The sequence below is a fragment of the Streptomyces sp. NPDC048290 genome (genome assembly GCF_040652095.1).
In the GTDB taxonomy this organism is placed as follows: Bacteria; Actinomycetota; Actinomycetes; order Streptomycetales; family Streptomycetaceae; genus Streptomyces.
This window is the reverse complement of record NZ_JBEZLM010000004.1, coordinates 92,073-116,316: the sequence shown is the minus strand read 5'-3', so window position 1 is coordinate 116,316 and position 24,244 is coordinate 92,073. Positions and strand designations below refer to the sequence as shown.

Sequence of the window (24,244 nt, the reverse complement as noted above, 5' to 3'; positions counted from 1 at the left end):
CCGTCCTCTCGGACGGTGTACCGGCTCGGTTCCGATCCGTCGGCGTCCGTGCGGGAGCGCGGAGGGACGCGGGGCGGGACCCCTACTCGGGCTTGTGGTCCGGCCCCCCGAAGTCCGGGCTGGTGTAGTCCGGACTGCTGAACCTCGGGCGGGAGCCCGAGGAGCCGTCGCCGGGGCTGGTGAAGCCGGGGCGGTCGTAGCCGAGGTGCGGCATGCGGCCGGTCGGGGCCGACCGTGCCGTACCGTGCAGCGCGGCCGGACTGGGAGCGGTGGCGAGCTTGTCGCGTAGGAACGGCATGATGCCGCGCTCCAGCAGCGCTTCTCGCCAGGCTTCCCTGGCCTGTGCCACCTCCCCGTTCGGCTCGCCGTCGGGACCGCTCTCCCGGGACGGCCGGTTGCGCAGGGCGGTGATCAGCAGTCCGACGCCGGCCACCAGGATCGCCACGGCGGTCACCCCGCCGAACACCCAGCCCGTGGTGAGCAGGGTCTCGCCGAAGGTGAGATCGGGCGCGACCATCCTGAGGAGGTAGCCGACCAGCAGAAAGATCGCCGCTGCCGTACCGGCGAGGACAGGAGCCAGCACCGCGACGACGGCGACGACTCCGGCGCCGGCGGTCTCGGAGACCTCTCCCATGGTGGCGGCGAGCCCCACCGACCCCGGACCTGACTCGGTGGAGCCTGAGTCCCGGATGGACGACGGGGTGGACGGCGCCGGACGGCGCAGTTCCTCGCGGACCTTCACATAGTGCTGGTACTCGGTTGCCGCGGCGGCCGTTATCAGAGCCGTGGCGTTGAGTGCCATGGTGCGCAGTTGTTCCGGGTTGAGCCGCTGGCCGACCGATGCCAGCTCCGGACGGTGTGGTGCGGAGCGCAGCGCCTCATCGAGGATCCGCTCGTACTCTTGGCGGTCCTCACTCAGCAGGTGCTGCGGAACGCTGTTCATGTGCATCCCCCGATGCTCCGTAGGGCTTGGGGCTCGCATGCGGACGAGCCGTCGGGCAGAAACGGAGGGGAGCCTGCTACGGATAAGCCGATGGTAGAGCGGCGACGGCACACGGTGACAGGGGGTTTACCGAAATTGCCCTGTGTTCCGCGCGGTCGTACGCCGTTTCGGTGTGACGGTTGGGAGGGGTCGTCTGCCCCGGAAACCGTCAGTTATGCAAGGGAAGTTGCTGGACCAGCAGCTTTCCGGCCATGGTGACTCCGCCGTCCATGGCGATGGCGAGTCCGTCGGCGTACAGGTGCGGCCCGTCGACCGCCGGCCGGGGCTCCTCCTCGCCCTCCTCCGACCCGACTTCGCCGAGCAGATAGGGAATCGGGCTGTGGCCATGAACGATCCGGGTGCCGCCGTACGTATCGAGGAGCGCGCGGACGGCGTCGGCGCCGCCCTCGTCGCGGAAGGAGAACCGCTTGGTGAACTTGCGGAACAGGTCCCAGACTTCGTCCGGATCGTTGCGGGTGAGGGTCTCGCGGACGGTGTCGTTGACTTCTTCGATGGATTGGCCGTAATCGAGGTAGGCGGTGGTGTCCGAGTGGACGAGAAGGTGACTGTCGACCTCCTCCACGGCGTCGAGCCGGGCCATCCACTGGAGATGGTGGTCCTGGAGGCGGTCCATGTCGGCCTTCTGCCCGCCGTTGAGCAGCCAGGCGGCCTGGAAGGTGGCGGTCCCGGCACCGGAGTTGACCGGGGTGTCGCCGAACCGCTTCGCGCCGATGAGCAGCAGTTCGTGATTGCCCATCAGGGCCTTGCAGTAGCCGCCCGCCGCGGCGGCCTCGGCGGACAGCCGCATCACCAGGTCGATGACGCCGATGCCGTCGGGGCCGCGGTCGGTGAAGTCGCCGAGGAACCACAGCCGGGCGGTGCCCGCGGACCACTGTCCGGTGTCGTCGATCAGCCCCTGCTCGTGGAGCGCGGCGACGAGTTCGTCGTAGTAGCCATGGACATCGCCGACGACATACAGCGGACCGGGTCCGGTGTCGGGCTGCTCGTCGGTAGCGGGGTCGGTGACCGGTGCCACGGTCACCTGGAGGGTGTCGCCGCGGTTGATCACCGGCAGGTCGCGCTGGGTCGGTGTGTAGCCCTCGGGCTCCTCGACCGGCTGGGCGGCGGTGCCCGGGACGGCCGTCGCCGGGGCTTCACCGGGGTGCGCGCTGGCAGCGTACGGGCCGGCCTCATGGACGTACGCGGGCACCCGGAAGTCGCGCAACGTCGCCGTCCGCTCCACCTCGGGTCCCTGACCGGCCCCCTGAGTCATCGACCCCTCCACCATCGCCGCCGCTGCACCGCATCGGACTGCCTGGTCGCAGCGGCCCGCGGTGTCGTGGGCCCATCATAGGAATGCGGGTCGTGCCATGTGATGACCCAGGGGTGGTGAATCGAAGCAAGACTGCTGTTCACCGCGGCTTTCGCCCCGATTGGGCAGGGCTTTGCCCGTGCTCCGCACGGTGTCCCACTCCTCGACGGAACCACGCCGCCGGGTGACCACCGCGCGCCGCCGACTGACGGCGGCCCCCATGGGCCCGGGGCCGGGCTGCCGTGGCCCTGTCACGCCCCGCCCCCCCTCGTGCCATGGCCCCGTAGGGGAAGACACGCCGGGGACGTGCCAAAGGAGGGGAACCGACCCGGCCCCCTCCCCGGCTACCGGTTCTCCGGTGACCTCGGCGGGCTGACCGTGGTGCGCGGCGACCGCCGCTGGGACGACGTCCGCACGATCAGTTCCGTCGGTATCACCTGCTCGACCGGCTGGTCGGCGTCGACGCCCTCGATGGCGTCGATGAGCAACTGGACGACGGCCGTGCCGATCCGGCGCGGCTTCAGGGAGAGCGTGCTGATGGGCGGCTCGGTGTTGGCGTACACCGTGGACTCGCTACAGCACACCAGCAGCAGATCCTCCGGGACCCGCAGTCCATAGCGCCGGGCGGCGGCCAGCAGATCGGTGCCGTTGGGGTCGAAGAGTCCGTACACGGCATCGGGCCGGTCCGGGCGGGCGAGCAGCCGGTCGGCGGCGACGGCGCCCGCGCACGGGTCGTGGGCGGGGTACGCCTCGTAGACCGGGTCCTGCCCCACACGTTCGCACCAGTGAAGGTAGGCGGTGGTGGAGAGATGGGTGTACGTGTCGGTCGTGGTGCCGGTGAGGAGGCCGATCCGGCGGGCGCCGGCGTCGGCGAGATGGTCGAGGATGCCGAGGACGGCGGCCTCGTGGTCGTTGTCCACCCACGCGGTCACCGGCAGCGCGCCGCCCGGACGGCCGTCGGAGACGACGGGTAAGCCCTGCCGTACGAGTTCGCTGACCACCGGGTCCTGGTCGGACGGGTCGATGACGACCGTGCCGTCGAGGGCGACGTTGGACCAGACGTCATGGCGGGAGGTCGCGGGGAGGATGACGAGGGCGTAGCCGCGGGCGAGCGCGGCGGAGGTGGCGGCTCTGGCCATCTCCGCGAAGTACGCGAACTCGGTGAAGGTGAAAGGTTCATCCCCGTAGGTCGTGACCGTCAGGCCGATCAGTCCTGACTTGCCGGTACGGAGGGTTCGGGCCGCCGCCGAGGGGCGGTATCCGAGCCGGTCGGCGACTTCGCGGACATGGCGTCGGGTGGCATCGGGGAGTCTGCCCTTGCCGTTCAGGGCATCGGAGACGGTCGTGATGGACACTCCGGCGGCGGCGGCCACGTCTCTGATGCCCGCTCGGCTCGGCCGGCTGCCTCGACGTGAGGTTTCCGCGCGGCTCACCTGGTGCTTCCCTGCTGCTGTCATGGCGAGCCGATAGTAGGGCTCAGGCGACGGGGTAGGGCGGGCGCATATGCACCCGTTGACAGGCACGTTTCTGCATGGTTGACAGGCAGTAAATGCCTTGGAATGCAAGGGAGTTGGCGTCTTGTAGTGCAGTACGTGACTTGTCGGCGAGCACCCACCTGCCGAGGGTCCGATGTTTCGAAGAGGTCTCAACTCACCTTCACGGGGGACGCGCGCCACGGCGCGAGCCACCGGCGCATAGATATATGTGAGGCGCCCCCCTGATTCGTACATGTTCGTATGGTGTTGCCCCTGATGCCCGTGTGCCGGGTGGGACTGGTTCGAACGAAGGGGGGAGAGCCGGTGAATCCCTGGGGCGGGGTGGCCGGGCGGTGCGGGTGGAGCGTCGCGCGGTGCGGAGGGGGAGGTCATGACAGGACCGTCGCTGGATCTTTCGGCCGGGTCCGGACAGGGCCCCCGCGGGGCTTTCCGGTCGGGTCCGGGCAGGACTTCTGATGGATCTCCCGGCCGGGTCCGGACACGACCTCCGCCGGACCTCCCGGGTGGGTCCGGACGGGACCTTCCCCGGGCCTTCCGGTCGGGTCCGGTTCGGTGTCCGGGCAGGACCTGTCCGCCGACCGCTACGCAGCGCGGCCGAATCCTCATAAGGTGTGCAGTATTGGATGGATGCCGGGGGCAGTGACGGGCCGCCGGTGGTCGCGAGGAGGACTGCGGTGACCGAGACGAGCCCCAGGCTGCGCGCCGTGCTGGAGGGGATTCCCACCTACAAGCCGGGCAAGCCGGCCGCCTCCGGAGGGCCGGAGGCGTACAAGCTGTCCTCCAACGAGAACCCCTATCCCCCGCTGCCTGGTGTGCTGGAGCGGGTCACCGCCGCCGCCTCGTCCTTCAACCGCTACCCGGACATGGCGTGCACGGGGCTGATGAATGAGCTGGCGGACCGTTTCGGCGTGCCGCTCACCCATATCGCCACCGGCACCGGCTCGGTGGGCGTCGCCCAGCAGCTGATCCAGGCCACCGCGGGCCCCGGCGACGAGGTGCTCTACGCCTGGCGGTCCTTCGAGGCGTACCCGATCATCACGCAGGTCAGCGGAGCCCGGTCGGTGCAGGTGCCGCTGACCGACGGCGATGTGCACGACCTGGACGCGATGGCGGACGCGATCACCGAGCGGACCCGGCTGATTTTCGTCTGCAACCCCAACAACCCCACCGGCACGGTGGTGCGCCGGGCCGAGCTGGAGCGGTTCCTCGACCGGGTGCCCGGCGATGTCCTGGTGGTGCTGGACGAGGCGTACCGGGAGTTCATCCGTGACCCCGAGGTGCCCGACGGCATCGAGCTGTACCGGAACCGGCCGAACGTGTGTGTCCTGCGGACCTTCTCCAAGGCGTACGGGCTGGCCGGGCTGCGGGTCGGTTTCGCCGTCGGGCACGAGCCGGTGGCGGCGGCGCTGCGCAAGACGGCGGTGCCGTTCGGGGTGAGCCAGCTCGCGCAGGAGGCGGCGATCGCCTCACTGCGGGCGGAGGACGAACTGCTCGGCCGGGTCGGCTCGCTGGTCTGTGAGCGGACCCGGGTGGTCGACGGGCTGCGCGCCCAGGGCTGGACGGTGCCGGAGACCCAGGCCAACTTCGTCTGGCTGCGGCTGGGGGAGCGGACGGTGGCGTTCGCCGAGGTGTGCGAGCAGGCGGGGGTCGTGGTGCGGTCGTTCCCGGGCGAGGGGGTCCGGGTGACGATCGGCGAGACCGAGGGCAACGACATCTTCCTGAAGGTCGCGGAGGCGTTCCGGAAGGAGCTGTGACGCTCCGGGAGCGGCTCTTGGGCTGACCAGGTGGTCGAGTGACAGGGCACGGTGTGCGGTGGCACGCCGTGCCCTGTCGTTTTCGTTGTGCGTCAGCCTCTTGTCGCGGGGGCGCAGGCCCTCCTGCCGGCTGGGCGCAGGCCCCCTCTGTCGCCTCGCGTGGATCCCGCTACTGCCTTGCGGCGACCCCGCGACCACCCCGCGCAGGCTCCCTCGACCGCCATGCGCCGCCCCCGCGACCGCCCCGCGCCACCCCTCCCCACCGTTACGCACCAGCCCCCCGACCGTTACGCACCGTCCCCTTGACGCCCCCTGCGCCGACAGGGGACCCCCCTGTCAAGAGTCGAAAATCGGTACGTCATAATGGCTTGTGAATGTGAACGCGTTCACAAGCGTGTCCCGGTTGCTCCCCTGTTGGGTGTGACATAAGGGGCAGACTGCCACTGTGTCCACGGCTGTAAGGAGACTGACGACGTGGAAATGGCTCTGGCGCCAGAGACCCTGGCGCGATGGCAGTTCGGCATCACCACCGTCTACCACTTCCTGTTCGTCCCGCTGACGATCTCGCTCGCCGCGCTCACGGCCGGGCTCCAGACCGCCTGGGTGCGCACGGAGAAGGAGAAGTACCTCAGAGCCACCAAGTTCTGGGGCAAGCTCTTCCTGATCAATATCGCGATGGGTGTCGTCACCGGCATCGTGCAGGAGTTCCAGTTCGGGATGAACTGGTCCGACTACTCCCGCTTCGTCGGAGACATCTTCGGCGCGCCGCTCGCCTTCGAGGCGCTGATCGCCTTCTTCTTCGAGTCGACGTTCATCGGGCTGTGGATCTTCGGTTGGGACAAGCTGCCGAAGAAGATCCATCTGGCCTGTATCTGGATGGTGTCGATCGGCACGATCCTGTCGGCGTACTTCATCCTCGCGGCCAACTCCTGGATGCAGCACCCGGTCGGCTACAAGATCAACGGCGAGCGCGGACGGGCCGAACTGACCGACTTCTGGCTGGTGCTGAGCCAGAACACCGCGGTGGCCCAGGCGTTCCACACGCTGTCGGCTGCCTTCCTGACCGGCGGTGCGTTCATGGTCGGCATCGCCGCCTTCCATCTGGTGCGCAAGCGGCACATCAGCGAGATGCGCACCTCGCTGCGGCTCGGCCTGGTCACCGTCGCCGTCGGCGGGCTGCTCACCGCGATCAGCGGTGACCACCTCGGCAAGATCATGTTCGAGCAGCAGCCGATGAAGATGGCGGCGGCCGAGGCCCTCTGGGACGGCGAGGCACCGGCGCCCTTCTCGATCTTCGCCTACGGCGATGTCGACGAGGGCCACAACAAGGTCGCCATAGAGATCCCCGGACTGCTGTCCTTCCTGGCCAACGGCGACTTCAGCTCGTACGTCCCCGGTATCAACGATGTGAACGCGGCCGAGCAGGAGAAGTACGGGCCCGGCGACTACCGGCCGAACATCCCGGTCGCCTACTGGGGCTTCCGCTGGATGATCGGGTTCGGGATGACCTCCCTGGCCATCGGGCTGCTCGGGCTGTGGCTGACCCGCAAGAGGTTCCTGCTCGCACGGCAGTACCGGACCGGTGAGGACGAGGTGCCGCATCTGGTGCTGTTCCGCGCCCCGCTCGGTGCCCGGCTCAGCACCTGGTACTGGCGGCTGGCCATCTGGACCCTGGCCTTCCCGCTGATCGCCAACTCGTGGGGCTGGATCTTCACCGAGATGGGCCGCCAGCCGTGGGTCGTGTACGGGCTCTTCCAGACCCGGGACGCGGTGTCCCCGGGTGTCTCCCAGGGCGAGGTCCTCACCTCGATGATCGTCTTCACCTCGCTGTACGCGATCCTCGCCGTCATCGAGGTCAAGCTGCTCGCCAAGTACATCAAGGCCGGGCCGCCGGAGCTGACCGAGTCCGACCTGAACCCGCCCACGAAGATCGGCGGCGACTCCCGTGACGCCGACAAGCCGATGGCCTTCTCCTACTAGGCCGAGGGAGCCGCGAAGTCATGGAACTGTACGACGTCTGGTTCGTCCTGATCGCCGTCCTGTGGATCGGCTACTTCTTCCTGGAGGGGTTCGACTTCGGGGTCGGGGTGCTCACCAAGCTGCTGGCCCGGAACCGGCCCGAGAAGCGGGTGCTGATCAATACGATCGGCCCGGTCTGGGACGGCAACGAGGTGTGGCTGCTCAGCGCGGGCGGCGCGACCTTCGCCGCCTTCCCCGAGTGGTACGCCACGCTGTTCTCCGGGTTCTATCTGCCGCTGCTGATCATCCTGGTCTGTCTGATCGTCCGGGGTGTGGCCTTCGAGTACCGGGCCAAGCGGCCCGAGGAGAAGTGGCAGCGCAACTGGGAGACCGCGATCTTCTGGACCTCGCTGATCCCGGCGTTCCTGTGGGGTGTGGCCTTCGGCAACATCGTGCGCGGAGTGAAGATCGACCAGAACTTCGAGTACGTGGGCAACTTCTGGGATCTGCTCAACCCGTACGCCCTGCTGGGCGGAGTGGTGACCCTGACGCTGTTCACCTTCCACGGTGCGGTGTTCACGGCGCTGAAGACGGTCGGTGACATCCGGGAGCGGGCGCGGGGGCTGGCGCTGAAGGTCGGACTGGTCACCGCCGTGGCGGCGCTGGGCTTCCTGCTCTGGACGCAGGTCCGGGACGGCAACACCCAGAGTCTGGTCGCGATGATCATCGCGGTCGTGGCGCTGGTCGCGGCGCTCGGGGCCAACCAGGTGGGGCGTGAGGGCTGGTCGTTCACCTTCTCCGGGGTGACCATCGTCGCCGCCGTGGCGATGCTGTTCCTCTCGCTCTTCCCGGACGTCATGCCCTCCTCGCTCAACCCGGACTGGAGCCTCACGGTCTCCAACGCCTCGTCGAGCCCCTACACCCTGAAGATCATGACCTGGTGCGCGGCGATCGCCACACCGATCGTGCTGCTCTACCAGTCCTGGACCTACTGGGTGTTCCGCAAGCGGATCGGCACACAGCACATCGCCGACGCCGCGCACTGAGTCCGGCACCGGGGGTGTTTCACGTGAAACCGTGCGGCACGGTGAAGCAGCGTGAAACACCCCCTGTTCCCACCGGATCGGACCGAAGGGCCTGTTTCACGTGAAACCAATCGATCCCCGTCTGCTGCGCTACGCCCGAGCCACCCGGCTCTTCCTGGTGGCGATCGTCGGTCTCGGTGTGCTCGGGGCCGGTCTGGTGATCGCGCAGGCCATGCTGATCGCCGAAGTGGTGGTCGGCGCCTTCCAGGACGGTCTGACGGCCTCCGCCCTGCGCACTCCGCTGCTGTTGCTGGTGGCCGTCGCGGTCGGCCGGGCGCTGGTGTCCTGGCTCACCGAACTCGCCGCGCACCGGGCGGGCGCGGCCGTCAAGTCGGAGCTGCGGGGCAGGCTGCTGGAGCGGGCCGCCGCGCTCGGCCCCGGCTGGCTGAGCGGACAGCGCACCGGCTCGCTGGTCGCGCTGGCCACCCGTGGGATCGACGCCCTGGACGACTACTTCGCCCGCTATCTGCCGCAACTGGGTCTCGCGGTGACCGTCCCCGTGGCGGTGCTGGCGCGGATCGTCACCGAGGACTGGGTGTCGGCCGCGATCATCGTGGGCACCCTGCCGCTCATCCCGGTCTTCATGGTGCTGATCGGCTGGGCGACGCAGAGCCGGATGGACCGTCAGTGGCGGCTGCTGTCCCGGCTGTCCGGGCACTTCCTGGACGTGGTGGCGGGGCTGCCGACGCTCAAGGTCTTCGGCCGGGCCAAGGCACAGGCCGACTCCATCAAGCGGATCACGGGCGAGTACCGCCAGGCGACCATGCGGACGCTGCGGATCGCCTTCATCTCCTCCTTCGCGCTGGAACTGCTCGCCACCATCGCGGTCGCCCTGGTCGCGGTCACCATCGGGATGCAGTTGGTGCACGGCGAGAACGAGCTGTACGTCGGTCTGGTGATCCTGATCCTGGCGCCGGAGGCGTATCTGCCGCTGCGGCAGGTGGGCGCGCAGTACCACGCGGCGGCCGAGGGGCTGGCGGCGGCCGAGGAGATCTTCGCGGTGCTGGAGACACCGCTCCCGGAGCCGGGCACCGGGGCGGTCCCGGTGGGCGTCGAGGGCGATCTCGCCTTCGATGGAGACGCTGTTGATGGAGACGTTGTTGATGGAGCCACCTTCGATGGAGACACCAGCGACAAAGTCGCCGTCGGCGGAGTCGTCTTCGAGGGAGTCACCGTCCGCTACCCGGGTCGGGACACCGACGCCGTGTCCGAGGCGTCCTTCACCGTGGCGCCCGGTGAGACGGTCGCGCTGGTCGGGCCGAGCGGCGTCGGCAAGTCCACCCTGCTGAATGTGCTCCTCGGGTTCGTACGGCCCAGCGCGGGTCAGGTACGGATCGGCGGCGCCGATCTCACCGGCCTCGACCTGGAGCAGTGGCGGTCCCGGATCGCCTGGGTGCCGCAGCGCCCGCATCTTTACGCCGCGAGCATCGCCGAGAACGTACGGCTCGCCCGGCCCGACGCCGACGACACCGCCGTACGGCGGGCGCTCGCGGACGCGGGGGCGCTGGAGTTCGTGGACGCGCTGCCCGACGGGGCGGCCACCGTGCTGGGGGAGGACGGGGCGGGGCTGTCGGCGGGGCAGCGGCAGCGGCTCGCGCTGGCCCGCGCGTTCCTCGCCGACCGGCCGGTGCTGCTGCTGGACGAACCGACGGCCGCGCTGGACGGGGAGACCGAGGCGGAGGTCGTGCGGGCGGTCGGGCGGCTGGCCGCCGGGCGGACCGTGCTGCTGGTGGTGCACCGGCCGGCGCTGCTGGCGGTCGCGGACCGGGTGGTGCGGCTGGCGGGACCGGCGGAGGAGCGCGCGGAGGCGGTGTCGGCTCCGGTGGCGGTGTCGCCCGCTGCCGTGCTGAAGCCGGCCGATGTGGTCGAGGTGGTCGATGAGGCCGAGGCGTGGCCGTTCGACGGGGTGTCCCGCCGGGGCGCGGAGCGGGACGCCGGTGCGGACCTCCCGGTGACGGGGCGTACGGCCCATGTGCTGGCCCGGGTGCGGGCCATGTCCGGGGCCCGGCGCGGGCGGCTCGGTCTGGCGCTGCTGCTGGGCAGCCTGGCGCTCGGCAGCGCCGTCGGGCTGATGGCGACCTCCGGCTGGCTGATCTCCCGGGCCTCGCAGCAGCCGCCGGTGCTGTATCTGATGGTGGCGGTCACCGCGACCCGCACCTTCGGCATCGGCCGGGCGGTGTTCCGGTACGCGGAGCGGCTGGTGTCGCACGACGCCGTGCTGCGGATGCTCGCCGACACCCGGGTCGCCGTCTACCGGCGTCTTGAGCGGCTGGCGCCCGCCGGGCTGCGCCGCACCCGCCGGGGCGATCTGCTGTCCCGGCTGGTCTCCGACGTGGACACGCTCCAGGACTACTGGCTGCGCTGGCTGCTCCCGGCCGGTGCCGCCGTGACGGTGTCGGCCGCGTCCGTCGGTTTCACGGCCTGGCTGCTGCCCGAGGCGGGCGCGGTGCTCGCGGTGGGGCTGCTGCTGGCCGGTGCCGGGGTGCCGCTGATCACCGGGGCGGTGTCCCGGCGCGCGGAACGCCGGCTCGCCCCCGCCCGGGGCGAACTCGCCACCCGGGTCACCGAACTGCTCACCGGCACGGCCGAACTCACCGTCGCGGGCGCCCTGCCCGCCCGGACCGCGAAGGCCCGGGAGGCCGACGCGGTACTGACCCGGATCACCTCGCGGGCCGCCACCGCGACCGCCCTCGGCGATGGACTGACCGCGCTGATCACCGGGCTGACGGTGGCCGGGGCCGCGCTGGTCGGCGTCCAGGCGGTGGCCGCCGGACGGCTGGACGGACTGCTGCTGGCCGTCGTCGTGCTCACTCCGCTCGCCGCGTTCGAGGCCGTCCTCGGTATGCCGATCGCGGTCCGCTTCCGCCAGCGCGTCCACAAGAGCGCCGAGCGGGTGTACGAGGTGCTGGACGCGCCGGAGCCGGTACGGGAGCCGGAGCGGCCCCGGCAGGCACCGGCCTCGCCGTTCCCCGTCGTCCTCAAGGGGGTCGGCGCCCGGTACGCCGGGCAGGACCGGGACGCGCTCGCCGGGGTCGACCTCACCCTCGGCGAGGGCCGCCGGATCGCGGTCGTCGGCGCGTCCGGCGCCGGGAAGACCACGCTGGCGCAGGTGCTGCTGCGGTTCCTCGACGCGGACGCGGGCACGTACACGCTGGCCGGGGTCGACGCGTACGCCGTCGACGGGGACGACGTACGGCGGCTGGTCGGGCTGTGCGCCCAGGACGCGCATCTCTTCGACAGCTCGGTACGGGAGAACCTGCTGCTGGCGCGGCGGGACGCGACCGAGGCGGAGTTGCGGGACGTGCTCGGCCGGGCCCGGCTGCTGGAGTGGGCCGACGGGCTGCCCGAGGGGCTGGACACGCTGGTCGGTGAGCACGGGGCGCGGTTGTCGGGCGGTCAGCGGCAGCGGCTCGCGCTGGCCCGCGCACTGCTCGCGGACTTCCCGGTGCTGATCCTGGACGAGCCCGCCGAGCATCTCGATCTGCCGACCGCGGACGCGCTCACCGCGGATCTGCTGGCCGCGACGGAGGGCCGGACGACGCTGCTGATCACGCACCGGCTGGCCGGTCTCGCGGGCGTGGACGAGGTGGTCGTGCTGAGTGACGGACGGGTGGTGCAGCGGGGTCCGTACGCGGAGCTGGTGGCGGTGGAGGGGCCGGTGCGGGAGCTGGCGGCACGGGAGGCGGAGACGGAGGGGCTGGTGGGGGCGGGGGCGTAGGCGGGACGGGTCCCTGGTGGGCCGGGGCGGGGTCCACGGTGGGTTGGGGCGGGCCCTGGTAAGCCGGGCTGGGCCCATGGTGGGCTAGGGCGGAGCCCGCAGTGGGTCGGGGCGGGCCCTGGTAAGCCGGGGTGGGCCCCTATGGCGGGCCAGGGCTGGGCCCATGGTGGGCCGGAGAGGCGTGCTCGACTTTCCTGTGTAAATGGGACTAATTACCCTCGGGTCATGGCAGATGTCGCACGTTCCCCCGGCTCCTCCGAGCCGGACCCGTCCGGCTGGGACCTTCCCAGCAGACCGGGCGGGCGGGTCGCGCGGCTGCTGGAGGCGATGCGGGCGGTCGGCAGCGGGCTGGAACTGCACTCGACCCTGGACCGTATCTGCGCCACCGCCGCCTCCCTCACCGACGCCCGCTACGCCGCGATCGGGGTGGTCGCCGAGGACGGTGACGGACTGGTCGACTTCGTCTACCACGGCATCGACGAGGAGACCGCCCGCCGGATCGGGCGGCTTCCGGACGGTCACCGCGGGCTGCTCGGGGCGCTCATCCAGGACCCGGAACCGGTGCTTCTCACCGACCTCGGCTCCGACCCGCGCTCCTGCGGTTTCCCGCCGCACCATCCGGCGATGCGCGGCTTCCTCGGCGTCCCCATCCGGGTGCAGGGCGAGATCTTCGGCAATCTGTATCTGACCGAGAAACGCGGCGGCGGCCCCTTCCGCGCCGACGACCTCGGCATGGTGCGGGTGCTGGCCACCGAGGCGGGCATCGCGATCGGCAACGCCCGGCTGTACGAGGCGGCCAAGCAGCGCGAGCGCTGGATCGACGGGTCCGTCGCCGTCACCACCGCGCTGCTGTCGGGGCAGGACGCGGACGACGCCCTCCAGGTCGTGGCCGAGCAGGCCCGCAGACTGTCCGGGTCGGCGGCCGGGTTCGTGCTGCTGCCCGCGGAGGAGGGCGGTCTGGAGATCGTCGCCGTGGCCGCCGCCGACCGGTCCGCCGGGGCGCTCGGTCGGGTCATCCCGCCGGACAGCCGGATCGTCGCCGACCTCCTCGACGGACAGGCGGTGTTCCTGGACGACGCCGCCACCGACCGGCGCATCGTCACCGACCTCGCCCGGCCGTACGGTCCGACGATGATGCTGCCGCTGCGCAGCGGCGGCCGGGTGCTCGGCACTCTGGTGATGCCCCGGGCGCGCGGCGAGCGGCCCTTCACCGAGGCCGAGCGGACCCTCGCGGTCCAGTTCGCCTCCCAGGCGGCGCTGGCGCTGATGATGGCGGAGGCCCAGCGCGACCGGGAGCGGCTCGCGGTGTACGAGGACCGCGATCGGATCGCCCGTGACCTGCACGATCTGGTGATCCAGCGGCTGTTCGCGACCGGCATGATGCTGGAGAGCGCACAACGCCGTTCGGTGGTGCCGGAGGTGCGGGACGGTGTGGGCAAGGCGGTGGACGAACTCGATGTCACCATCCAGGAGATCCGGACCGCCATCTTCGCGCTCCAGCAGGGCCCGGCCGAGGTGCCGTCCGGGCTGCGCACCCGGGTGCTGCGGGAGATCAACACGGCCGCCGTGCCACTGGGCTTCAAGCCCGGCCACCGGTTCATCGGCGCGCTGGACGCCCTGGTCGGCGAGCTGACCGCGAAGAACCTGATCGCGGCGGTGCGCGAGGCGCTCTCCAACGCCTTCCGGCACGCGGGCGCCACCCGCATCGAGGTCGTGGTCGACGCGACGGTACGGCTGCCGGACGGCCGGGAGGGCGTGCGCCTCACCGTTGCCGACGACGGGGTCGGGATCCGCGAGGGCGGCCGGCGCAGCGGTCTGCGCAACCTCAAGCTCCGCGCGGAATCCCTCGGCGGCGACAGCTGGTACGGGCCCGGGATCGGACCGGAGGGCGGCGGGGCGACGGTGGTGTGGGAGGCCCCGCTGTAGCGGTCCTGCGGGGGTTGTCTCACACCGGGGCGCTGTAGCCGCCCCGCCGACGCCCGCCGTACGCCGACCCGCCGACCCGCCGTACGCCGACCCGCCGTACGCCGACCCGCCGTACGCCGACCCGCCGACCGCCGACCGGCCGTACGCCGACGTCGGCCGCCCCCCGGCGACCTGGCCCCCCCGGCTCTCCCCGGCGTCGCACCCCACCCCCCCTCCCCGGCACCCCGATCCCACCCGTCCGCAGCAACGCGTCCCCCAGCCGTACGACGTGAACATGCCCCCTCCGGCGCGGCGGGCCACGATCGCTGACATGCGCTCACTTCGCCGTCACCCCCTGCTCGTCACGGTGCTGCTGTGTGCCGCCGCCGTGCTCGCGGCCCGGCCGACCGGCCCGTCGGCGGTCGGCGGCGACGGCACGGCCGCCGCCCGGGTGGCCCGGCTCTACGCGGACGCGGCGACAGCCACGGCCACGCGCCAGGACGAGGAGAAGCAGGACATCGAGGCGAAACTGGAGCGGGCTCGCGCCCAGTTGCAGGGCGAGGCCGACGCGTCCGCCGCGTCCGGCAACTGCCGGGGCGCGGTACGGCTGCACCAGCCGCCGCGGCGGTTCACGCCGGACTGGGTGGCGCCGGTGGAGACATACGAACTGTCGGCCGGGTTCGGCGGCGGCGGCGCGCGCTGGGCGAATCGGCACACCGGACAGGACTTCGCGGTGCCGATCGGGACGCCCGTGCGGGCGGTCGGGGAGGGCCGGGTGGTGCGGGTGAGCTGCGGCGGCGCCTTCGGTATCCAACTGGTGCTCCAGCACCCCGGCGGCCACTACACGCAGTACGCGCATCTCGCGTCCGTGGCCGTCGACCAGGGGGAGCGGGTGGCGGCGGGCCAGTGGATCGGCCAGTCCGGCACGACCGGCAACTCCACCGGCCCGCATCTGCACTTCGAGGTACGGGTCACCCCGGAGCTGGGCTCGGGGGTGGACCCCCTGGGCTGGCTGCGGGGCCACGGCGTGGACCTATGAACGGCCCCACGACCACCACACCGCTCCCCGGCTGCCCCGGCTACCCGACCCGTCCGCTCAGCATCCGCTCGATCACCACGGCCACCCCGTCCTCGTTGTTGGCGACCGTGCGCCCCGAGGCGGCGGCGATCACCTCCGGGTGGGCGTTGCCCATGGCGTACGACTGGCCCGCCCAGGTCAGCATCTCGACATCGTTGGGCATGTCCCCGAAGGCCGCGACCTCCTCGGGCGAGATCCCGCGCTCGGCACAGCACAGGGCGAGCGTGCTGGCCTTGGAGACACCGGGGCCGCTGATCTCCAGCAACGCGCTGGGGCTGGACCGGGTGACATTGGCACGGTCGCCGAGGGCGAGCCGGGCGAGGGTGAGGAACGCGTCGGGGTCCAGCGTGGGGTGGTACGCGAGGATCTTGAGCACCGGCTCGGAGGCGCCCGGCGCGTTGCCGCGCAGCAGTTCCTCGGCGGGCGCCAGCACGTCCGGTATCTCCATGTGCAGCTTGGGATAGTCGGGTTCCTGGTTGAAGCCGTACGTCTGCTCCACCGCGTACACCGTCCCGGGCGCCGCGTCCCGCAGCAGCCGTACGGCGTCCAGGGCGTTGTCCCGGGCCAGGTCGCGCACCGTGACGAAGCGGTGGGCGCCGGGGCCGCCGTGGAGGTCGACGACGGCGGCGCCGTTTCCGCAGATGGCGAGGCCGTGACCGTGCACATGGTCGCTCACGACGTCCATCCAGCGGGCCGGGCGGCCGGTGACGAAGAAGACCTCGATACCCGCCTCCTCGGCCGCCGCGAGGGCGGCGACGGTCCGCGGGGAGACCGATTTGTCGTCGCGCAGCAGGGTGCCGTCGAGGTCGGTGGCGATCAGGCGGGGCGGCGCGGCGGCGGCCGGGATGTCGGGCTGTCGAGTCGCTGAGGTCACCGGGCCATTGTCGCGCATATGCCCGTACGGCCGGGTGGGGGTCCGGCCGACGGGGAACGCGACGGCGACGGACCGACCGACGGACCGACCGACGGACTGAGCGACGGACCGACCGACGGACCGAACGACGGACCGGCCCCCTGGGGCCGACCTAGGAGAGCTGTGCCACCGCTTCCATCGCGATCTGCTCGAAGACCTTCTGGTCCGCCGCGAAGTCCGTGTCCGGGATCGGCCAGTGGATCACGATCTCGGTGAAGCCGATCTCCTTGTGCCGCCCGGCGAAGTCCACGAACGCGTCCAGCGACTCCAGGGGCCGCGACCGGTCCGGGGTGAACCCGGTGAGCAGGATCTTGTCCAGCCCGTTCACGTCCCGGCCCAGCTCGGCACAGGCGTCCGCGAGCCGCTCGGCCTGGCCGCGCAGGGCACGGACCGACTGCTCGGGGGTGCCGGTCTCGAAGAGCTGGGGGTCGCCGGTGGTCACCCACGCCTGTCCATGGCGGGCGGCGAGCCGCAGCCCGCGCGGTCCGGTCGCGGCGACGGCGAACGGCAGCCGGGGGCGCCGGACACACCCCGGGATGTTGCGGGCCTCGTGCGCCGAGTAGTAGTTGCCCTCGTACGAGACGGCGTCCTCGCTGAGCAACCGGTCGAGCAGCGGAACGAACTCACCGAACCGGTCGGCGCGCTCCCGGGGCGTCCAGGGCTCCTGGCCGAGCGCGGTGGCGTCGAAACCGGTGCCTCCGGCGCCGATGCCGAGCGTGATCCGTCCGCCGGAGATGTCGTCCAGCGAGATCAGTTCCTTGGCGAGGGTCACCGGATGCCGGAAGTTCGGCGAGCCCAACCCATGCTCATACCATCGGTCCCATGCCCCGCCCCAAGCCCTCAGAACTGGCCATCACCCCAGGTGAACCGGCTGCCCTGTACTGCCGGATATCCCAGGCCGACGATGACGACCAGACCGGCGTGGACCGGCAGGAACGTATTTGCCGGGAGGTCGCCGAACGGCGCGGCCTGGCCATCGACCCCGCCCACGTCTTCGTCGACAACAGCCGCTCCGCCTGGCGCCGGAACCGCAAGCGCCCCGGCTGGGACGAGCTCCTCGAACGCGCTCGGCGCCGAGAGTTCCGGCACGTCATCGCCTACCACCCCGACCGGCTCATGCGGCAGCCGCGCGACCTGGAGGAGCTTCTCCAGGTCTCCGACGAGCACGCGATCGTGCTGCACGGCGAGGCGAACCGCCGGAACCTGTCCGACCCCGACGACCGCTTCATCCTCCGCATCGAGGTCGCCCACGCCTGCCGCTCCTCCGACGACACCTCCCGCCGTCTGAAGTCCGCGCTGGCGGAGCGCGCCGAGACCGGAATGCCGCACTCGGGCAAGCGCCGATTCGGGTACGAGCCCGACGGCATGACCGTCAAGGAGGACGAGGCCGAGATCGTCCGGGAGGTCTTCGACCGCTACCTCAAGGGCCAGAGCCCGGTGGCCATCGCCCTCGTCCTCCACAAGCGCAGCGTCAAGACCGTCTACGGCAAGGAGTGGACCCAGGGCACCGTCCGGGCCCTGCTCGACTCCCGCCACGTCGCCGGCATCCGCATGCACCGGGGCGAGGAGGTCGGCCCCGGGAAGTGGCCCGCCATCATCGACGCCGGCACCTGGGCCGAGACCCGCGCCCGCCGCGAGTACCGGTCCGCCGTCCACCGGACCAACCTGGAGCTGCGCCGCTTCTACCTGCTGCGCGGCCTGGTCATGTGCAAGCGCTGCGGCACCCTCATGTCGGGCACGAAGGTCGGCGCCGTGCCCTCGTACCTGTGCACGCGCAAGAGCCGCAACGACGAGAAGAAGTGCGTCCGCCGCATCGCCGCCGTGAAGCTGGAGGGGTTCGTCACCGAGGCCGCGATCGATCTGCTCGGCCGACTCACGGTCTCCGGCCGACTCGCCTCCGCCACACCGGCGAACGCCCTGACGGAGGCGGTGGAGGCCGACCAGTCGCAGCTCGCCGACCTCAACCAGATGTGGACCGCCAAGGAGATCTCCACGGCGGAGTACCGGACGATGCGCAAGGAGATCACCGACCGGATCGCCAAAGCCCAGCGCCGCATGGTCGTGCGCCCGGTGAAGCTGCTCGACGGGCTGACGGGACCGGGTGCCCGAGCGGCCTGGGAGGCCGAGGAGATGACGGACGAGCGGCGCAACGCCATACTCCGCTTCCTCTTCTCCGGTGTGGTCATCGACGCCTCGGGCAAGCCGAGCGGCGTCTTCGACTGGGACCGCATCGACATCGAGCAGAACCAGCTCTAAGGGCCGGTGCCGGGGCGGCCGATGCCTCTACCACGGATGTCCCGGTTGGTGAAAACGGGGATCCTCCGGATTCTGAGGGCATCGCCGATGGACGACCCGCCAGGTCAGCCGTCGGCGGCATGCGCGTACCCGGGTGTTGGAGCACTCGGAGACGCGCGATCCACCGACCGCCCGACGACCCGCGCGGTGCGGGAACTGCCATCCCCGCACCGTCCACGAGGAGCTGCCCGTGCGCCTGCTGCCCGAGGCGAGCACAGCACCGACCACCCCGACGACCCGAGCCGAACAGCACGAGGAAGCCCGAGCTCAGGCCCTGCGCCGCGTCTGCGCCGGATTCACCACGGCGATCAGCCCGCACAGCGCCGCGCGGCTGGCCGACCTGATGACCGGGTCGCGGTTCGAGAAGGCCGCATAGCCCGCGTACGAGAAGCGGCCCTGGTGTTGGAGCACCAAGGCCGCTGGGACTCCCAAGACGACCGCCCAAACGATCTACCCGGGCCGGGACCTGCCAGTCCGTATCGGCCCGAGACAAGGAAGCTCTGTGCCCCAGGGTACGACCCGGCAGTGGCAAGCGCCCTTCACTCCCGCCGGCCACGGCCAGCAGGACGCGATCGACGTCACGGCCACCCGCCGCACGACGCGGAGGCCGAGGCCGCCGTGCTCGGCGCCTGCATGTTCCAGAGCACGGTCGTCGACGACGTCCGGAAGATACTGGAGCCGGGTGACTTCTACCGGCCCGCGCACACCACCATCTGGCACGCCCTCCTGGAACTGCGCAGGCGGGAAGCACCGACCGACGCGATCGCGCTCTGCCATCAGCTGAAATCCACAGGCGACCTCACCCGCGTCGGCGGCCCCCCGTACCTGCACTCGCTGGCGACCTCGGCGGCCGTGGGGTCCGGAGCCCCGTACTACGCGGACATCGTCCGAAGCCACGCCGACCTACGAGTCCTCCAGGCCACGGCGGTCCGCGTGCTCCAGAGCGCCACCGCGCAGGGAGCAGACCCGGCCGAGGTACGAAGCCTGCTGGCGGCATCACTGAGCGAGGCCGACGACCGCGCCCGCCACAGCTCAGGGGGACGACTCCAGCGGTACGCCGTGGACGGCTGGTCCTTCGTCACCGACACCCCCACCACCACCGAGCCCTTGTGGGGCACACCAGGGAAAGCGGCCTGGGCCTCGGGGGAAAGCCTGATGCTCGTCGGACCACCCGGCGTCGGCAAGTCGACGATCGCCCAGCAGATCGTCCTCGCCCGCCTCGGCCTGATCGCCCAGGTCCTGGACATGCCGGTACGGGAGGGCGAGAAGGTCCTCTACATCGCCGCGGACCGGCCCAGCCAGCTCGCCCGCGCCTTCACCCGGGTCGTACACTGGGTCGACCGGGACATCCTGCGCCGACGCCTGGTCTTCTGGTCGGGACCACTGCCCGCGTCGCTCAACACGGAGCCCCAGCTTCTCACCGAGCTGGCCGCCGAACACGGAGCGGACACCGTGGTGATCGACAGCCTTAAGGACGTGGTCGGCAAACTCACCGACGACGAGGCCGGACTCGCGTACAACAACGCCCGCCAGCAGCTCCTGCGCGACGGCGTGGAACTCCTCGAACTGCACCACCAGCGCAAACAGGGCCCCGATGCCTCGCGTACCCAGCGCCCCGTCCTCGACCAGGTATACGGCTCCGCCTGGTTCACGGCGGGCGCGGGAAGCGTCCTGTTCCTCAGCGGGGCGGGCGGAGACCCGGTGGTCCACCTCCACCATCTCAAGACCATCGACGACGAGATCGGTCCACTGCCCATCATCCACGACCACCCCCGTGGCCTCTCTCGCGTCGACACCAGCCTTGACCCGCTGACCCTCCTGCGTCAGGCGGGAGCCAACGGGCTCACCGCCCGCCAGCTCGCGTCCCAGATCACCGGCGAGCACAAACCCACCACTGCGGACATCGCCAAGGCCCGGCGCCGCTTGGAGAACCTCGCCAAGAGCGGACACGCCAGCCAGGAGACCGGTGCGGGCGGCGGCACTGGCGGCGGTCAGGCCACCCGCTGGAAGGCGATCACGCCTCACCACATCTCCGCAGTGTCCTGACCGGGCGGACCCGTACACGGTGCCGTATGCGCCCCGGACCACCGAAGGCGCGTACGCACGGCTTCCACCGCGTACGAAACCCAGGAAGCCGCAGGTCACACGCCTACGCCCCACTGAACGGCGCTTCCACGCCCTGGCGCCTACGCGCTGCCCCCTCCTTGGAGAGGGGGCAGCGTAAGCGCCCCGCCTTCACAGTCCCTGGAGAACCCCGCTTGACCGTGCACCATCCCGCCCCGTCGTCGGCTCACCAGGAGTCCCAGCATCGGCCGGACCCATCGGCGCAGTCGACGGGCACGCCGCAGCAGAGGGCGGAACGGTACGTCCTCGCCGCCGCAGGCATCGTCATCGTGGCCCTGACCGCCGGAGCGTTCTGGCTCTCGTACGCGCACCTCGCCGAGGTCGCCGGGCGCCACGGCCTCGGCGGCTCGCCCGCCCGCCAATGGGCCTGGCCCGCCACCCTGGACGCCTTCATCGTCGCGGGCGAACTCCTCATGCTCCGAGCCGGACTGCGCCGGGTCACCGACGGATGGGCCATCGCCCTCACCGCCACCGGATCGATCGGCTCCATCGCACTCAACGTGGCCGGCGTCAACGGCACAGCCCCCGTCGGCACCGTCCCCGTGCTCGACTACATCGTCGCCGCCGTCCCCCCGACCGCCGCACTCCTCGCCTTCGGCGTCCTGATGCGGCAGATCCACCAACTCGTCGACCAACCCCCACGCCACCCGGACACCCCGCCCCCGGCCAACCCCGACGCCCTGGCCATACCCGGCCAGTCACAGGAGCCGCCAGCCCAGGTTCCGGAGGTCGCCCGCAGGGGTGGGCGGCCCGCGGACGCCACCCTCGACGAGCTGGTGGAGATCGGCAGTATCGCCGTCGCCGAATGCGGTCGGGTCTCCCGCACCGTCGTCCTGAAAGCGATCCGGGACAAGGGTCTCAAGGTCGGCGGCGAACGACTGACCGAGGTCATGAACACCCTCCGCGCCGAAGCTGAAGCCAGCCCCACCGGCGGCTGACCACACCCCCACCGGAACAGACGGGGGTGGTCGGAACCCTTCCGACCACCCCCGTCACCGGCGGTCCTCACCGTCTCGGCTTCCCGTCCACACCTGTGGGTCAGCCGGAGCAAACGGCCCACAAGCCCCGAACTCCGCTGCCCGCCACCGTCCCCGTTCTGGATGTCCACCGTGAAACACGACCCGCACGGCCCGCACGTCACCGATGTCCCTGTCCCACCGCTGGCGAAGCCGCGTAGGCTGCTGGCCCGTCTGCGGCAGGCGTTCACGACCAGTGCCCCGGGCGGAGCCAGTAGTACCCCGAGTCCGACTCAAGGCCGGTCTTCGGGGTTCTCCGCCCCGGGGGTGGCGGAGACGGCCCAGCGCCAGGGGGCGCCGGACCAAGGGTTCGGGGCCGAGGGCGGCCCCGAACCGGACGAGCTTCACGCCGTACAGCAGCAGATCCTCCACCCCGTCGCCGACACCGCGCCCGTTTCCGACGAGCCGGCCGTGCCGAGCGTCCGGCCCGCGATCCGCCGGTTCACCGGCACCAAGCGCACCGACCGTGTCGGCCCCCTGCGCTTCACCGATGCCGAGCGCCTGCTCCTCCAGGAGGCCGCTGCCGAGCACGGCTACAAGGGCGAATCCGGTTTCGCCGCCGACATCGTCCTGGCGTTCGTATCCGGCCGGTTCACCGCGAACCTCCCGTTGTCCGAGGACCGGCGCCGTACCCACATGTTCCGCGCCCAGGTCCTGCGTCAGCTCAACCGAATCGGCCACAACGTCAACCAGATCGCCCGCGCCCTCAACAGCGACCTCACACCGCCCGACATCCGACAGCGTCTCGCCGAACTCCACGATCTACTGGAGCTGATCGCCGAAGCCCTCCACCGGCCGGCCGATACCGGAACGGATCTCGCCGCGTGATCGCCGCCATCAAACCGGCCGGGTCCAACACCCGCGGACTCCTCGCCTACCTCTACAGCCTCGGCACCCACGACCAGCACTTCGACCCCCACATCGTCGCCGCGTTCGCCACCCTCGGCATGCCCGACCCCGGCCGCGACGAGAACGCCACCCTCACCCAGCTCGCCCGCCACCTCGACGAACCCGTCCGCCTCCGCAACAGCGAGTTCGGCAGGAAGGTCACCGACCACGTCTGGCACTGCCCCGTCCGCGCCGCACCCGAGGACCGCCACCTCACCGACACCGAATGGGGAGAGATCGCCCAGCGAATCGTCGAAGCCGCCAGCATCGCCCCGCCCGGGGACGACCTCGCCTGCCGCTGGATCGCCGTCCGCCACGCCGACGACCACATCCACATCCTCGCCACCACAGTCCGCGAAGACGGCCGCCGCCCCAAACTCCACGACAGCGGTATCCGCGTCGGCGACGCATGCCGCCGGATCGAGAAGGACTACGGGCTGCGCCGGCTGAAGAAGGGCGACCGCACTGGCACCCGCGCCCCCACTCAGGCCGAGATGCACAAAGCCTCCCGCCTCGGCTGGGAACAGACCAGCCGCCAATGGCTCGAAGACCGCGTCCGCGCCGCCATCCCCCACGTCACCGACACCGAGGAACTCCTCGCCTACCTCGCCGCCGACGACATCACCGTCAAGCCTCGCCGCGGACCCTCCGGAGACCTCCTCGGCTACGCCCTCGGCCGTCCCGGCGACCTCAACAAAGACGGCGAACAGATCTTCCACCCCGGCGGGAAACTCGCCCCCGACCTCACCCTCCCCAAACTCCGGGCCCGCCTTGAAACCACCCGCCCCGAGGAACACCCCACCGCCCGCCGCACCCACCCCGCCACCGCCTGGCACCGCGCCACCAGCGCCCTCGACACCCTCCACACGGAGATCACCAACGGCGAGGACAGCGCCCGCGCCCAGGCCCACATCGCCGCCCTCGGCGAACTCCTCGAAGCCACCGCTCAGCAAGCCCCCGCCCAGCTCCAAGCCGAACTACGGGCAGCGTCCAGGGCATTCGCCCGCGCCCAGCGCTCCCAGATCCGCGCCGAGAACCGGGCCGCTCACACCCTGCGTACGGCCGCCCGCGACATCGCCCACACCGCCACCGGCCCCGACGGCAGCACCCTCGCCGCCTTGGTCGCCGCACTCGTCTGGGCCGCGATCATCGCCGGACGCTGGCACGAAGCCCGAGGCCACGCCCACCAGGCCGACGCCGCCCACCAAGCCGTCCAGCACCTCCAGGCCGCCACCGATCAGGCACTCTCGCCCCAGCTCACCGCCCTCGAACACCGCAGCTCCGGCGACAAGACACGCTCCACCCTGGCCCGCGACGTCCGCGCCGTCGTCCCTGACCACGCCGACCGCATCCTCACCGACCCCGCCTGGCCCGCCCTCACCACCCTCCTCACCGACGCCGAAGCCCGAGGCCACCACCCCCACCAACTCCTCAAAGAAGCCGCAGCCCAGCGCGAACTCGCCACCGCCCGCCAACCCGCCCGCGTCCTCATCACCCGCATCCAGCACACCGCACGCAACCCCATCACCAACCATCGCGCCGAAGCCGCCCGCAGCCGCACGACCCAGGCCATGCCTCCGCCGCGTTCCCCGCAGCCCGATGGCCTGCCGTCCACCAGGGCAAGTCTTCCTACCGACCTCGGCCGGAGGTCCCGGCGTTAGAGAGCACCAGCGGCAGGGGGATCACCTCCCTGGTGATCCCCCTGCCGTACGGTGACTC

Annotated in this window: 16 protein-coding genes and 1 pseudogene; 12 read left to right on the top strand and 5 right to left on the bottom strand. The window is 71.3% G+C overall.

Annotated elements, in window-relative coordinates:
* Positions 1–82 precede the first annotated feature (82 nt).
* The 3 genes from AB0D49_RS07670 to AB0D49_RS07660 all read right to left on the bottom strand — a co-directional run bounded on the left by AB0D49_RS07670 (position 83) and on the right by AB0D49_RS07660 (position 3,751).
* A complete protein-coding gene (locus AB0D49_RS07670; RefSeq protein ID WP_362752413.1) occupies positions 83–949 on the bottom strand; it encodes a hypothetical protein in 867 nt (288 codons plus the stop codon).
* Between the two features lie 202 nt (positions 950–1,151).
* Positions 1,152–2,270: a metallophosphoesterase family protein gene (locus tag AB0D49_RS07665; RefSeq protein WP_362752410.1), complete on the bottom strand. Its 1,119-nt coding sequence runs from the start codon at positions 2,268–2,270 to the stop codon at positions 1,152–1,154.
* 368 nt (positions 2,271–2,638) lie between these two features.
* Positions 2,639–3,751: a LacI family DNA-binding transcriptional regulator gene (locus tag AB0D49_RS07660; protein ID WP_362752407.1), complete on the bottom strand. Its 1,113-nt coding sequence runs from the start codon at positions 3,749–3,751 to the stop codon at positions 2,639–2,641.
* 713 nt (positions 3,752–4,464) lie between these two features.
* On the opposite strand from AB0D49_RS07660, the gene hisC reads away from it, so the two are divergent.
* The 6 genes from hisC to AB0D49_RS07630 all read left to right on the top strand — a co-directional run bounded on the left by hisC (position 4,465) and on the right by AB0D49_RS07630 (position 15,250).
* Positions 4,465–5,544 (top strand): histidinol-phosphate transaminase, encoded by a 1,080-nt coding sequence (hisC, locus tag AB0D49_RS07655; protein WP_362752404.1) that lies wholly within the window; start codon positions 4,465–4,467, stop codon positions 5,542–5,544.
* Between the two features lie 474 nt (positions 5,545–6,018).
* A complete protein-coding gene (locus AB0D49_RS07650) occupies positions 6,019–7,524 on the top strand; it encodes a cytochrome ubiquinol oxidase subunit I (RefSeq protein ID WP_362752401.1) in 1,506 nt (501 codons plus the stop codon).
* A gap of 20 nt (positions 7,525–7,544) precedes the next feature.
* A complete protein-coding gene (gene cydB, locus AB0D49_RS07645; protein WP_362752397.1) occupies positions 7,545–8,549 on the top strand; it encodes a cytochrome d ubiquinol oxidase subunit II in 1,005 nt (334 codons plus the stop codon).
* Between the two features lie 100 nt (positions 8,550–8,649).
* A complete protein-coding gene (gene cydD / locus AB0D49_RS07640; RefSeq protein WP_362752394.1) occupies positions 8,650–12,306 on the top strand; it encodes a thiol reductant ABC exporter subunit CydD in 3,657 nt (1,218 codons plus the stop codon).
* A 327-nt stretch (positions 12,307–12,633) separates the two neighbouring features.
* Positions 12,634–14,232, top strand: a complete 1,599-nt coding sequence (locus AB0D49_RS07635; protein WP_362753410.1) for a GAF domain-containing protein — start codon at positions 12,634–12,636, stop codon at positions 14,230–14,232.
* Positions 14,233–14,542: 310 nt separating this feature from the next.
* Positions 14,543–15,250 carry a M23 family metallopeptidase gene (locus AB0D49_RS07630; RefSeq protein ID WP_362752391.1) on the top strand — a complete coding sequence of 236 codons (708 nt, stop codon included), beginning with the start codon at positions 14,543–14,545 and terminating at the stop codon, positions 15,248–15,250.
* 40 nt (positions 15,251–15,290) lie between these two features.
* On the opposite strand, the gene AB0D49_RS07625 is transcribed toward AB0D49_RS07630, so the two are convergent.
* The gene (locus AB0D49_RS07625) at positions 15,291–16,181 is read right to left on the bottom strand and encodes a Cof-type HAD-IIB family hydrolase (RefSeq protein ID WP_362752388.1); all 891 of its coding nucleotides are present in this window, start codon (positions 16,179–16,181) and stop codon (positions 15,291–15,293) included.
* Positions 16,182–16,314: 133 nt separating this feature from the next.
* Positions 16,315–16,995, bottom strand: a pseudogene (locus AB0D49_RS07620) (LLM class flavin-dependent oxidoreductase); the annotation flags it as partial.
* Between the two features lie 29 nt (positions 16,996–17,024).
* Between AB0D49_RS07620 and AB0D49_RS07615 the strand changes: the two are divergent.
* The 6 genes from AB0D49_RS07615 (at position 17,025) to AB0D49_RS07590 (ending at position 24,186) form a co-directional block, all read left to right on the top strand.
* Positions 17,025–18,458 (top strand): recombinase family protein, encoded by a 1,434-nt coding sequence (locus tag AB0D49_RS07615; protein ID WP_362752385.1) that lies wholly within the window; start codon positions 17,025–17,027, stop codon positions 18,456–18,458.
* Between the two features lie 229 nt (positions 18,459–18,687).
* Positions 18,688–18,873 carry a hypothetical protein gene (locus AB0D49_RS07610; protein WP_362752382.1) on the top strand — a complete coding sequence of 62 codons (186 nt, stop codon included), beginning with the start codon at positions 18,688–18,690 and terminating at the stop codon, positions 18,871–18,873.
* Positions 18,874–19,022: 149 nt separating this feature from the next.
* Positions 19,023–20,543, top strand: coding sequence for a DnaB-like helicase N-terminal domain-containing protein (locus AB0D49_RS07605; RefSeq protein ID WP_362752379.1), 1,521 nt, complete (start codon positions 19,023–19,025; stop codon positions 20,541–20,543).
* A 338-nt stretch (positions 20,544–20,881) separates the two neighbouring features.
* Positions 20,882–21,559: a DUF2637 domain-containing protein gene (locus AB0D49_RS07600; RefSeq protein WP_362753407.1), complete on the top strand. Its 678-nt coding sequence runs from the start codon at positions 20,882–20,884 to the stop codon at positions 21,557–21,559.
* 345 nt (positions 21,560–21,904) lie between these two features.
* Positions 21,905–22,465 carry a MobC family plasmid mobilization relaxosome protein gene (locus AB0D49_RS07595; protein ID WP_362752376.1) on the top strand — a complete coding sequence of 187 codons (561 nt, stop codon included), beginning with the start codon at positions 21,905–21,907 and terminating at the stop codon, positions 22,463–22,465.
* Positions 22,462–24,186 carry a mobilization protein gene (locus tag AB0D49_RS07590; RefSeq protein ID WP_362752373.1) on the top strand — a complete coding sequence of 575 codons (1,725 nt, stop codon included), beginning with the start codon at positions 22,462–22,464 and terminating at the stop codon, positions 24,184–24,186. The genes AB0D49_RS07595 and AB0D49_RS07590 overlap by 4 nt, the downstream gene beginning before the upstream one ends.
* The last annotated feature ends 58 nt before the right edge of the window (positions 24,187–24,244 follow it).